We start from the raw sequence: 13,505 nt of genomic DNA on the forward strand, positions 1-13,505 counted from the left end.
TTATGATCAACGAGTCCGAATATTGGAAAAAAATAGAACAGTTCTTTGAAGACAACTTCCAGACCGAAAAGAACCCACCCATTGAAACCCTGCTGTTTCTGATAGGGCTGCAGGAACTGGGAAGCGGTCAACAGAAATATACGAAAGATGACAAAGTGAATCTTATTCACATCGCCGTTTGCAGATTGCTGGAGCCATTTGGATATTACAAATTCACCCACTATGAAGATGGGTGGCCGCAGTTTGAAAAATTAGAAGATCTTCCGGAATTAAAGCCCAATGAGCAGACCTTACTCATGAAAAAGGCGATTATTCAGTATTTTCAGGAAGAAGAACTGATTTGATTAAAAAATATGATAATTTGAAAATTCAACAATAAAACATTGTAAAAATTATCAATATCACCCGGAAAGCAACATTTCGATAACAAAATAGAGACAAGCTAAAACTTGTCTCTATTTTTTTTAAATAAAATAAAGGTTGATATTAAAAATATAATTTAAAAATAGCATTCTAATTAAAATTTTAAACCAATCACAACCAAAGCATTATCAATTTATTTCATGAATATCAAATGTAATACACATAATATTTCATGTTTTGATTGGCTGATACCACATTAGATTTGTATTTTAGTCACACACAGACCACATTCTTTTGACCTGATACCAGAGTCAATTTCCCTCAGAATATTTTGGTCAATTTCTTCAGGCAGAGCACCTGAACAAAACGACACGACAAATGATAAACCCGTTCACCATACGAACCGGGAAGGATAAGAATTTGCATAAAACTTAACACAAAAAAAACTAAAACTGAAAAAACTATGTATTTCGAAAAAGAATATTCTTCTGGATAAACAGATTAAAATTTAAATAGAAATCAAACCATGAAAAAAATCAACACTTCTTTGATGTTGCTCATTCTTAATTTGGCTTTTTCGCAAGTAGGTATTTCAAAAAATCAGACTGTCGAAATTCACAACAAGGCCATTTTACAGATCGATGGGAAATATGAAGGAAAAAGCTTCGGCATGATGCTTCCTGAAGTCTCTTCACCGGAAAATCTCCCGCTGTACAATTCACCTACAGACCCTGCCATGACAGGAATGATACTGTTCGAGAAAACACACGCCACCTTTTATTCTTACGACGGAGCAAAATGGAATAACGAACCTACCGCTGCCGATTTTAAAATGAAACAAGCCCGGTTTTTATCTAACGCAGATGAAGAATCGAGTGTTGTATGTGTCCTCCTTGGATGTGGCCGACATACAGGAATAGGCTTCAGTGCCCCCGTTGACGGATCACAATCCTACAATAATCTTAATATCACAAGAGAAGCTGCCATCGTTCCGGGAGGTGGAATCTATGGTGATAAAAGTTATGATAATGCCAAGTTCGTGATTAATGAACCTGGTGTTTATGAGATCTACCTGAATATTCCATCAAAAACCGGCGGAGCCGTCTCATTAACCAGCGGACCTCAATACCAGCTGAGAGCTTATCTGAAACAGGATAACGGAAGTTATAATGAAGTAAAGCTGACCACCTTCTACCCTGATTATTATGGAATCCTGGGAATTGGCGGAGACACCAACACGGCTGCATTTACCACCACCAGAATTCGACTGAATCCGGGAGATTATATAGTCCCAAGGATACATTCTCCCCTAGCAACAGTCTCTTTAGTGGTTACTTTAACCGCTTCTGCAGATGCCAATACTGCAAAATACTATCCAAGAGAAATAATGTTTACCAAAGTAAGTGATTAAGATGATTAGAAAAACAATTACCCTCAAGCTCTTTATTTTAACAGCCATAGGCAACCTGGGATCTGCTCAGGTAAAAATGGGCAATAATCCTGAAACAGTACATCCGAGAGCTGTTTTGCAGGTAGAGCACAATACCAAAGGAATCATGCTTCCCGTTGTGGAAAACCATACAGAACTTCCCAATTATAATGCTGCTCATCCTGATCTCTATGAAAATAAACCGGAAGACAACGGATTGTTATTTTACAGCAAAGAAATCAAGGATGTTGTGAAATATGACGGCTACAAATGGATTGCAGCAACAGAAAAAAGTATAAAAAACTATAAAAACCTGACTATTCTTGGTTCTAATACTGCCGATCAGGCTGTAGCCAATGTTCTGGGAATTACAGGACGCCCTACCCTTCAGTTCAATGTTTTAAATGATATAGACAGAAATATCATCAATAATTTAGGCGTTACTGTTAATTCTAACGGAGAAATCACCATTCCTTCTGACGGATTTTACAGGATCAATCCTTCTGTAAAAACAAGCAGTGCCGGAGGTCTTTCTGTGGGAAATGCCGCAACTATTATTTCCCTGCAGGCTCTTTATGCACAGGCTTCAGGAGACGGATGGCAAAAAATTCATGAAAACAGCTTCCTATTGTCCGGATTGCTTGTCACTGCCGGAAGTGCTAATTCTGTCAACAGCTTTTCTACCACCAAATACCTGCATGCCGGGGATCAGATCCGTTTAAGAGGAGGAATACAGGCAGACTCGGGACTGAATGTAGGAGCCGGCGTCAATTTTAAAATGAATGATAAGGATACTTTTTTATATATAGAAAAATTGAACTGATATGATAAAGAAAATATACATCACAGCACTTTTAGTTTCTGCTACAATGGCTTTTTCTCAGGTCATCATACCAACCCAAGCCCCAATTCCATATTCAGTGTAGTGAATAAAGAAGACAATGCGGCCAAATCCAGAGGAATGATAATTCCTCTGGTGAATAATGAATCTGAACTTCCTCTGTATGACGCCAGCCAGGCTGATCATTTCAATGATGACCCCAGTATGCAGGGAATGATTTTATACAGAAAAGACATCAAACGAGTAGTGGTCTACGATGGAGAAAAATGGAAACCTACTTTTTATGAAAGCGGAGGAAGAACCACCCGTGTCAGTATGAATCCGGCTACACCTGAAGCAGAGTTTCCAACCGTAACGTGCGTACTGATCGGGTGTGGAGAAAAAGATGTTGCTTTCGGAGCCTATGACAGTATTCAGGATGGAGACAGACTGGGTATTCTTGATCCTCAAGGTGCCGTGAATAGCGACTTCAACAATTTTACATTTAAAGAATCAGGCTTTTACAGGGTATTGGTCAGCTTAAAAGTAAAAACTTCCGGGATCCATGTAAGCCCGCCTACTCTATCTTTCAGAGCATTAAAAAATGGCAATGTATTGGCAAGAAATGACATTCCTTTGAATGAAGCGATCCTTATCACTGCCGGAGCCAACAGGGTTGGAACCATGGAGTTCCTTTCTATGTTTGACAAAGGCGATAAACTCAAAGTTCAGGTTTCAGCAGGCGTTTCTATTCTGACAGTAGCAGATACCTACAAAATAGTTCCTACCGACGGAACTTTTATCAGTATTGAAAAATTATAACAGGATCTGAAAAATAAACCTCAGGATTTTTCTAAGAAAAATCCTGGGGTTTTATGCATCATTAACCTCATTATTTTTTCATTTTCAAATCATCACACTTTCAGGTTGACGAGAATCTCTTCAAGCTGATTCAGCCCCATTGTAAAACCGCCTTCAAATCCCATATCCATCATTTTCTGCATGATTTCCTGAGACTGGTAGTGGATATTAATGGTAACTTTGGTTCCTTCTTCAACTCCGGTAAAGCCAAACAGCCATTTGGATTGGGGTGCCCCTTCATCTACATTTCCGTTTTCATCACAGAATGCGCTCATCCAGTCAAAACTTCTGTGCTCCATGATTTCACCATACCGGGCACGGGAATATCCTGCTTTTTCTCCATTAGGGCCAATCATAGTATACAGCCAGATTTCGCCTTCTTTGAATTCCTGTTTCAGGGTTTCACATCTCCAGGGTTTTGGGCCCCACCACTGATCCAGTAATTCAGACTGGGTAAAATACTTCCAAACGGTTGAAACATCCGCATCATAAATTTTCATGACATAAGCGCTGTTTGCGTCAAAATCTTTGTTGAAAATGATATTAGATTCCATAAATAATTATTTTTAATAAAGTTAAGTCTTTATTTATTGATCGGACTTTCCATATGACAAGTAAACAATAATTCATAAATAATTGTTAAAAAACACTCTTTTAAGAAAAAAAAAACAATTTTTTGGCTCGTTTTTTGTTTATGTAGTCTTAAAACAATTAATTTTAACATTCATTTTTCCAAAACATATATAATTAAATAATGAATAACAAATTCATCCCAATAATTTCGGTGTTTATGACGATCTCACTGATTGTCTTCGTGACGCTCCAATTTTATTGGTTGAAAGGCTATTACGGCGTACTGGAACAGGATTTTTCAAACAAAGTGTATGCGGTTTTGGAAAGTACTTCAAAAAGTATTGAAGAAATTGAGGTTGACAAATACCTGAATCAGGACTATAAAGATTTCAGAAAAAATATTATTGCCAACAGCAAACAGCCTTCCCTCACTACCATTCAACAGGTGGAAGACTCCGGCAGCCAGAGACAGATTATTTATTCTAAAAACATTATCGAGAAAACACAGCTTCCTATTTCTAAAAAAGGAGACTCTATAAAGCTGACCACCTTATATACGGACGAAGCTGCATACAAGGTAAAACGGGATACCACCAACCGTGAACTTCTGACGACCGACATTAATCAGGATATTGAAACAGGCGACTACTCCATGAAAGAGTTTGTGAAGATCTATGGAAACAACCTTCCCATCACTCAGAGAGTAGATCCTAAAACCCTTGACTCCGTTATTGCCAAAGAGCTTAAAATAAGAGGCATAACTGCCAAGTTCGGCTATGGAGTGGTGGATAAAAACAGTAAACTTACAAGCATTGCCAATAAGGCCTATAAAGAGAAAAAGGACAACAATACGTACACCTACCCTCTTTTTACTGATAAAAAGAATACATTATACAGCCTTGCCCTGGTTTTCCCTAAGAAAGAATATTCCCTGGCCATGAATAACTGGCCGATGCTTTTAGGAACATTCCTTTCCCTGCTTACCATTCTGGGAATTTATATCATTTCCATCAATTATATGATGAGGCAGAAGAAACTTGCAGAGGTGAAAACAGACTTCATCAACAATATGTCTCATGAATTCAAGACACCACTGGCAACCATTTCTGTAGCTACAGATTCCTTAGCCAATGATAAAATTGCAACCAATCCTGATAAAGTAAAGTATTATTCAGAACTGATCAAGCAGGAGAATTTAAGGATGAAAAAACAGGTAGAGAATGTTCTGAACATGTCGAAGCTTGAAAGAAATGAGGTTGAGCTGTTTTTAAAAGAAGCCAATGTAAGAGAACTGATCAAGAAAACAACAGAGTCTTTCAACCTGATTGTTCAGCAGAGAAACGGAACACTTACCCAGAAATTTAATGCCACTCATTATAATTTTAAAATAGATGAGTTCCATATTTCGAATATGCTGGTCAACTTACTGGATAATGCCAACAAATATTCTCCTGAAGCACCGGAAATTCATGTGGAAACAAGAAATGAAGGACACTGGTATGTGATTGAGATCTCTGACAAAGGAATGGGAATGGAGACTCAGAATAAAACCAAAATTTTCGAAAAATTCTTCAGAGAGGAAACCGGAAATATTCACAACGTAAAAGGACAGGGATTGGGTCTTTCGTATGTAAAAAAGATTGTAGAACTCCACAAAGGACAGATCATCGTAGACTCTCATAAAGGAAAAGGAAGTACGTTTACGATCAAGCTGCCGATGGGATAATGAGTGATCACTGAGAAAAAAAAGATTTCACATCAACGATCATTTATTAATTATAAAAGTAAAACCAAATATCAAAATATAGAAGAGAGAGTGAGGAAGTTCATTCTTAATTGTTAATTATTAATTAGTAAAATTATGAGCAACAGAATATTATTAGTAGAGGACGATCAGAGTTTTGGAGCGGTGCTTAAAGATTATTTGACGATCAATAATTTTGAAGTGACTCTTGCCACTGATGGAGAGCAGGGTTTAAAAGAATTTACGGAAAATGAATTCGACATCTGCATATTTGACGTAATGATGCCTAAAAAAGACGGGTTTTCATTGGCTGAAGACGTAAAGAAAATTGATAAAAATACACCGATCATTTTCCTTACCGCAAGAAATATGAGGGAAGATATTCTGAAAGGATACCAACTGGGAGCTGATGATTATATCACCAAACCTTTTGATACTGAACTTCTTTTATATAAGATCAAAGCGATTCTTCAGAGAAGCTCTACACTGGAAAACGAAGAACAGGAGCAGTTCAAGATCAGCAACATCTTCTTCGATTCTATGCTGAGACAGCTGAAAGTAGGCGACAAAGAATACAAACTTTCTCCAAAAGAAAACGAATTATTGAAACTTCTTTGCATCCACAGAAACGATTTTATGCCAAGAGATCTGGCTTTGAGAAAGATCTGGAAAAAAGAGAATTACTTTACCGCAAGAAGTATGGACGTATATATTGCCAAGCTTCGTAAATTATTAAAAGATGACGAAGGATTGGAAATCATCAACGTTCACGGAGAAGGGTTCAGGCTTTTAGTAAAAAATTAAGGTGAAAATCTTATTATAAATGTAAAATTAGCAAAACAATTAAAAATGTTTTGCTAATTTTGTTTTATACCCATGAACATGAAGAATACATTTATAGGTTTTATTGCCGTATCAATTTTAGCGACATCCTGCAAAAAGGATGAAAAAGCCACTTATCTGAAAGAAGAAGCAGGAGCTGCACAACCTAATGTGGCTCTTACCAGCGCTACTTCCAAAACCACTCTGATGGATCAGGCAGGCGTTCAATCGTCTCCCAGCCCGGCTCCTATGGCCACAGCTCCAGGGATGAACCCACCTCACGGACAGCCGGGTCACCGATGTGATATTCCGGTAGGACAACCGCTAAACGGTCAGCCAGCTGCTGCTCCGGCAACCCAAAACATCAATGTAGGCAACAACAATGTCGTTCAGATTGATCCCAATGCAGTATCTCCAGGGAAAATCACCATTGACAATAACGGAAAACAGGTTAAGACAGCTCCGGGCATGAACCCTCCGCACGGGCAGCCGGGACACCGATGTGACATTCCGGTAGGACAACCTTTAAACAGTAAACCGGCACCTGCTCAACAGCCTGCTCAGAATACGGTACAGGTTACACCTCCTCCTACCCCTGCTCCTGCATCACAGAATCTTGCAATGGGAGAAAAACCGAAAACAAACCCTGCACATGGAGAGCCATGGCACAGCTGTTCATTAAAAGTTGGTGATCCTTTGCCATAAATTTCTTATTTTTGCAGATATGAAGCTGTTTCATCTACTTGCTATAGTATTTTGCCTGGGTGTCTTTTTGATTCCCAAGGATAATTTCTATGCGCAAGCAATGCAGGAAACATGCTGTAAAGCAGAATCTTCGAAAAAAAGCGACTGCTGCAAAAATCATTCTTCAAAAAAAGACAGCAAACATGACAAGACAAAATCATGCAGTGATGACTGCTGCTCATCATGTGTTGCCTGCTATTCTTTTATAGAAACCCCATTTTCAAAAAATCTGCGTCTGGAACTCTCTTATTACAAAGCGAATAAGAATGCTCAGTTTCAATACTCAGATCCACATCTTTCAGACCGTTTAAAGGAGATCTGGCAACCGCCTAAGATAGGTTAATTAAAACATGCTAAGTTCATTACACTTGTAGTGAACCGTTATTTAATTAATCTAAATTTTTAAACGAAATGAAATTATATATTTCCAGGTTCATACTTGGTACATTATTCTTATTTACACAATTTATAGCCGCTCAGAATCTTTCAAAAAACCAGTTCAAAGTAAAAGGGAACTGCGAAATGTGCAAAACCAGAATTGAAAGTGCGGCTAAAAAAGCAGGAGCGAAAACTGCTGTTTACTCTATTGATTTACAAACACTCACTATAGAAAGTGACAAAGTTTCTTCTGATGACATTCTAAAAAAAGTAGCGGAAGCAGGTCATGATAATGAGAAATTCAAAGCTTCGGATACGACCTATGAAGGACTTCCCGGATGTTGTCACTACGATAGGGATCTTCAGCCTTCACAGGCAGAAACCCATCATGAACATCATATGGATGCTAAGGTTTCCCCTAAAAAAGAAAACGAATTCTATGTAAGAGGAAACTGTGCTTCATGTAAAGCCAGAATTGAAAAAGCAGCAAAAGGAGCCGGTGCCGATACAGCAGAGTGGAGCGCGGAAACACAGACTGTTACTTTGCATTTCGATGCATCAAAAACTTCATCAGATAAAATTTTAAAGGCCATTGCTGATGCAGGCCATGACAATGAAAAATATAAAGCTTCTGATGCTGTTTATAACGGTCTTCCAGGGTGTTGCTTATATGACAGAGATTTTACTTTCGGAGAACCTAATCCAAAAGTTCATTATGAGGAAGAGACCAAACATAAAGAACATCAGACCTCTACCTCTGCTTCTGATGAAGCCCACACTACACATGAAAAAAATATTGAAGGTGTAGTTGTAACAGGTTCTAAAGCGGCGACAGCTTTAAGTAAAAAAGAAACCGGGCTTGTCTTTAATATTGATAAAAAAGAATTATTAAAAGCAGCCTGTTGTAATCTGTCTGAAAGTTTTGAAACCAACGCAACTGTTGACGTTTCTTTCAGCAATGCCGTTACAGGAACAAAACAATTGAAAATGCTTGGTCTGGATCAGAAATATACGAGCCTGACCAAGGAACAATTGCCTGAAATCCGAGGATTGGCTTCGGCATACGGACTGAATTTCATTCCCGGAAGATGGATTGAAAGCATTCAGCTGACGAAAGGGGGAAGTACTGTAACTAATGGCTACGAAAGTATTACCGGACAGATCAACACTGAGCTTCTGAAAAATGCAAAGACTCCTGAAACTTCATTGAATCTTTTTTCTGATTTCAATGGAAGAGCCGAAATTAACATTACCAACGTTTCTCCTATCAACGATAAATGGTCACAGACTTTCCTTCTTCACGGGAACGGAACTTTCGGGAACACCGATATGAACCATGACGGTTTTCTTGACAGACCGAAAGGAACTCAGATCAATGCAGCTTATTTACTGAATTATAATGATCTGGAAAAATCCGGGTTTGGGTCTCACTTCGGCATTAATTTTATCAGGGATGAGAGAACAGCGGGACAGATTGGTTTTGATAAAAAACTGGCTCAGGATAAGCAGCCTGCCTATGGAGTAGGAATTGACATTTCAAGATTTCAGGTGTGGAATAAGACCGGTTATGTTTTCAAAGGAAAACCTTATCAGAGTATTGGCTGGATGAATCAGTATGTGTATCATCAGCAGGACAGCTTTTTCGGGTTGAGAAATTATGCGGGGCAGCAACATACCTATTATTCCAACTTAATTTTTGAGAGCATCATCGGGAATACCAACCATAAGTATAAAGCAGGGGCAAGCTTTTTATATGACGGTTATCAAGAAACTTATCTTACGAACGACTTCAGAAGAAATGAAATCGTTCCGGGTATTTTTGCCGAATATACTTTAACAGGTTTAAAATATACATTGGTAGCAGGTACAAGGGTAGATTTCCATAATCTGGCTGGTACTCAGTTTACCCCAAGGGTTAATTTTAAATATGACTTCACGCCGCAGACTATTTTAAGACTTTCTGCCGGAAGAGGATTCAGAACAGCGAATGTGTTTGCTGAAAGCCAGCAGTATTTTGCCTCCAACAGAGCGATTAATATTATTCCCAACAATGGAAATATTTATGGATTAAAGCCTGAAATTGCATGGAACTACGGGGCAAGCTTACAGCAGGAATTCAAATTATTCGGAAGAAAATCAAGCATTGTTGCCGACTTCTTCAGAACAGATTTCCAGGATCAGGTTCTGGTAGATCTAGACCGATCTCCTCAGCAGCTCACATTCTATAATCTGGAAGGAAAATCATTTGCCAACTCTTTCCAGACCCAGTGGGACTTTATGCCGTTTAAAAACTTTGAGGTAAGAATGGCTTATAAATATTATGATGTACAGGCCGATTATATCGGTGGAAGAAGAGAGGTTCCTTTTATGGCTAAACACAGAGGTTTTGTCAACCTGGCCTACTCTACCAATAAGAATAATAACGGTGGATTCTGGAGTTTTGATACCACTTTAAACTGGGTAGGGAAACAAAGGCTTCCTGATACTTCGAGCAATCCTGCAGAATTTCAATTACCAACCTATTCCAATTCATATGCTGTATTGAATGCACAGGTTTCAAGAAATTTCAACAAAAAGATCAGAGCGTATGTAGGTGGAGAGAACCTTACTTCTTATTACCAGAAAAACGCAATCGTTGATTTCAGAAATCCTTTTGGAAATTATTTTGATGGCGGAATGGTGTATGCACCAATTATGAAAGCGAATTTCTACGTAGGACTGGATGTGACATTTTAAAGGCTGGAAGCTGGAAAAATGAAGCCGGAAGTGCTATTAGCCAGTGAATTTATTATGGGGAAAACCTCTGGCATAAAAATTCTAAATAAACAAAATTGTTTTAATGATGATATTCAGTGCTTCTAGTAACCTACATAAACTTCATTCTTCCAGCCTCTAGCATCCTTTTAACAATAAAAAATCGGCTTTAATATTAAAGCCGATTTTTTTATTTATCTTCCAAAATCATCCTGTACTCTTACAATATCGTCTTCGTCTGAAGGATTGGATGCATCGGTATGCTGCCAGATTTCTGCAACGATACCCCAGCCTGACAAACCAATTAATCTGTGTCTTTCGCCTTGCTGAAGTTTTACCTGATCTTTCGGATTGTATTCTGCTAATTCGCCTTCTTCATCGGTACTGCTTCTTTTGATTCCTACTGTTCCTTCCACTACCTGCCAGATTTCTGCTCTCCTGTGGTGATACTGCCAGCTTAATCTCGCTTCCGGAGCTACAATAAGAATTTTAGGGCTCAGCTTCCCTCCTATTCTCAGGTTTTCCACATCGATCCCGTCAAAATACTGGTTGGCAAAATCCTGTGCCTGGGTTTCATCAATCACAAAAAAACCTCCCCAAGGTCTTGTTTCATCTTTTGCTGCAATCGTAAATCCCTGGGTCTGCAGCATCTTCTCTACTCTATCGAATATTTCTTTTTTTTCTGTACTCATACAGTTTGTATTTCTGAATTAAACTTTATTATCTGATTATTCTTTTGACATTGAATATGGAAAATCTTTTTCCTGTGAACCTCTTTCCTTATTCGGTTTGCTGTCCATTTTAAAATCTAAAACCGCTCCTTTTATAAGTTCCTGATGACTCAACCAGTTTTTGGAGTAAGGCTGCTGATTTACATTCAGTGATTTTACATATACATTGTCAGCACTGTTTTCCGGTGCTTTTATTTCAATTTTCTTACCGTTTTCAAGATGAATGGTAGCTTCTTTAAACAATGGTGCTCCCAACACATACTGATCCGTTGCAGGTGTTACCGGATAGAACCCTAAAGCGGAGAAAATATACCAGGCGGAAGTCTGCCCGTTATCTTCATCACCGCAATAACCGTCAGGAGTGGCATGGTATAATTTATCCATTACCTGTCTTGCCCAATACTGCGTTTTATAAGGTGCTCCGGCATAATTATACAGATAGATCATATGCTGAATCGGCTGATTTCCGTGAGCATACTGCCCCATATTCATGATCTGCATTTCTCTGATCTCATGGATCACTCCTCCGTAATAACTGTCGTCAAAAACCGGTGGAAGCGAAAACACCTCATCCAGTTTAGCTTCAAACTTCTTCTTTCCTCCCATCAACTCTGCCAGACCATTCACATCCTGGAACACCGACCAGGTATAATGCCAGCTATTTCCTTCTGTAAAAGCATCTCCCCATTTGAACGGATTGAAAGGTTTCTGAAAGTTCCCGTCTTTATTCTTACCACGCATAAGACCTGTTTCTTTATCAAACAGATTTTTGTAATTATACGCTCTTTTTTTGTAAATATCAATTTCTGAAGCAGGTTTTCCTAAGGCTTTCCCAAGCTGATAGATAGAGAAATCATCATAGGCATATTCTAGCGTTCTCGCTGCATTTTCATTAATTTTCACATCGTAAGGCACATACCCTAACTTGTTGTAATACTCTACTCCTGCACGGCCTACCGCTTCAATCGGGCCTTCATTATTGGCTCCGTGTTTTACAGCCTGCCAAAGCGTTTCCACATCATATCCGCGAAGTCCTTTGATATAAGCATCTGCCACTACGGATGCGGAATTGTTTCCGATCATAATATCAGAATATCCCGGGCTGCTCCATTCCGGTAAGAAACCTCCTTCTTTGTAAGCATTGGCCAGTCCTTCCTGCATTTCAACATTGATGCCCGGATACACAAGGTTCAGGAACGGATACAAAGCGCGGAAAGTATCCCAGAAACCTGTTCCGGCAAACATTCTTCCGTCTGCAATTTTACCGTTGTAAGGACTCCAGTGTTTTATTTTGTTCTGAGCATCAATTTCGTATAATTTCTGTGGAAAAAATAATGTTCTGTATAGAGAGGAATAAAAAGTTCGCATCTGTTGATCAGTTCCTCCTTTTACCTCCAGTTTTCCCAGGGTTTTGTTCCAGATATTTTTAGCTTCTGTTTTTACTTGGTCAAAATTTCTGTTTCCGATCTCTCTTTTAAGATTCAGTTCTGCCTGTTCAAAGCTGATGAATGAAGAGGCTACTTTTGCATAAACCGCTTCTTTATTTTTAAGTTTAAAACCAACTACAGCTCCCGTATGATCACTGGTAATTTCCAATTGATCATTAATCAGTTTATCATCTTTCCAGGTTTTTGTCAGTTCAAAATCTTTGTCGAACTGAATGACAAAATAGTTTTTAAAGTTTTCATATTTCCCGGTAGAATATCTTGTGGTATACCCGAAAATTTTTCTTTCCTTAGGAAGTATTTTAACGTAAGACCCTTTGTTCAGGGCATCAATCACTACATAGGCACTATCCGTCTTCGGGAAATCGAATTTAAAGAAAGAAGCTCTCTCTGTAGGGGTCAATTCTGTGGTTACATTAATATCCGCCAGGTATACGCTATAGAAATAAGGGGTAGAAACCTCAGCTTTATGGCTGAACCAGCTTGCCCTGTCGTCTTCTTTAAATTTTACTTTTCCCACTCCCGGCATGATGGCAAATGCACCATAGTCATTCATCCATGGAGAAGGCTGATGGGTCTGTTTGAATCCTTTTATCTTGTCTGCATCATAGGTATACGCCCATCCGTCACCCATTTTTCCTGTCTGTGGAGTCCAGATATTCATTCCCCAGGGAAGCCCGACGGCCGGATAGGTATTTCCATTCGACAGTGAAGGTTTTGACTGGGTTCCCATCAACGGATTTACATAATCCACCGGAGATAAACTCTGCCCGAAAGCCCAGGCCTGTACTACAAGAAAAAAAGTAGAAAATAGAGACTTCATTGTATCGTTTCGTTTATT

Annotated in this window: 12 protein-coding genes; 9 read left to right on the forward strand and 3 right to left on the reverse strand. The window is 38.8% G+C overall.

What is annotated here, in order from left to right:
- Positions 1-2 precede the first annotated feature (2 nt).
- From AC106K_RS16220 to AC106K_RS16235, 4 genes are all read left to right on the forward strand, one after another.
- On the forward strand, positions 3-344 hold the full coding sequence (locus AC106K_RS16220) for a hypothetical protein (RefSeq protein ID WP_047097439.1): 342 nt from the start codon (positions 3-5) through the stop codon (positions 342-344).
- Between the two features lie 545 nt (positions 345-889).
- Positions 890-1,774 (forward strand): hypothetical protein, encoded by an 885-nt coding sequence (locus AC106K_RS16225; protein ID WP_482446511.1) that lies wholly within the window; start codon positions 890-892, stop codon positions 1,772-1,774.
- 1 nt (position 1,775) lies between these two features.
- Positions 1,776-2,615: a hypothetical protein gene (locus tag AC106K_RS16230; RefSeq protein WP_482446512.1), complete on the forward strand. Its 840-nt coding sequence runs from the start codon at positions 1,776-1,778 to the stop codon at positions 2,613-2,615.
- Between the two features lie 102 nt (positions 2,616-2,717).
- Positions 2,718-3,434, forward strand: a complete 717-nt coding sequence (locus AC106K_RS16235) for a hypothetical protein (RefSeq protein WP_482446513.1) — start codon at positions 2,718-2,720, stop codon at positions 3,432-3,434.
- Between the two features lie 92 nt (positions 3,435-3,526).
- Here the strand turns inward: AC106K_RS16235 and AC106K_RS16240 are convergent, their stop codons facing one another.
- A complete protein-coding gene (locus AC106K_RS16240; RefSeq protein ID WP_482446514.1) occupies positions 3,527-4,027 on the reverse strand; it encodes an SRPBCC family protein in 501 nt (166 codons plus the stop codon).
- 200 nt (positions 4,028-4,227) lie between these two features.
- On the opposite strand from AC106K_RS16240, the gene AC106K_RS16245 reads away from it, so the two are divergent.
- The 5 genes from AC106K_RS16245 to AC106K_RS16265 all read left to right on the forward strand — a co-directional run bounded on the left by AC106K_RS16245 (position 4,228) and on the right by AC106K_RS16265 (position 10,470).
- Positions 4,228-5,772, forward strand: a complete 1,545-nt coding sequence (locus AC106K_RS16245; protein WP_482446515.1) for a sensor histidine kinase — start codon at positions 4,228-4,230, stop codon at positions 5,770-5,772.
- Positions 5,773-5,907: 135 nt separating this feature from the next.
- Positions 5,908-6,594 carry a response regulator transcription factor gene (locus tag AC106K_RS16250; RefSeq protein WP_002982671.1) on the forward strand — a complete coding sequence of 229 codons (687 nt, stop codon included), beginning with the start codon at positions 5,908-5,910 and terminating at the stop codon, positions 6,592-6,594.
- Between the two features lie 78 nt (positions 6,595-6,672).
- A complete protein-coding gene (locus tag AC106K_RS16255; RefSeq protein WP_482446516.1) occupies positions 6,673-7,317 on the forward strand; it encodes a hypothetical protein in 645 nt (214 codons plus the stop codon).
- Between the two features lie 19 nt (positions 7,318-7,336).
- On the forward strand, positions 7,337-7,699 hold the full coding sequence (locus AC106K_RS16260) for a hypothetical protein (protein ID WP_482446517.1): 363 nt from the start codon (positions 7,337-7,339) through the stop codon (positions 7,697-7,699).
- 68 nt (positions 7,700-7,767) lie between these two features.
- Positions 7,768-10,470, forward strand: a complete 2,703-nt coding sequence (locus tag AC106K_RS16265; protein WP_482446518.1) for a TonB-dependent receptor domain-containing protein — start codon at positions 7,768-7,770, stop codon at positions 10,468-10,470.
- A 212-nt stretch (positions 10,471-10,682) separates the two neighbouring features.
- Here AC106K_RS16265 and AC106K_RS16270 read toward each other — a convergent pair whose 3' ends face one another.
- Complete coding sequence (locus AC106K_RS16270) at positions 10,683-11,180, reverse strand: cupin domain-containing protein (protein WP_482446519.1); 498 nt, start codon at positions 11,178-11,180, stop codon at positions 10,683-10,685.
- A gap of 36 nt (positions 11,181-11,216) precedes the next feature.
- Positions 11,217-13,487 carry a GH92 family glycosyl hydrolase gene (locus tag AC106K_RS16275; RefSeq protein ID WP_482446520.1) on the reverse strand — a complete coding sequence of 757 codons (2,271 nt, stop codon included), beginning with the start codon at positions 13,485-13,487 and terminating at the stop codon, positions 11,217-11,219.
- Positions 13,488-13,505 lie beyond the last annotated feature (18 nt).

Source organism: Chryseobacterium sp. FR048 (assembly GCF_056844665.1).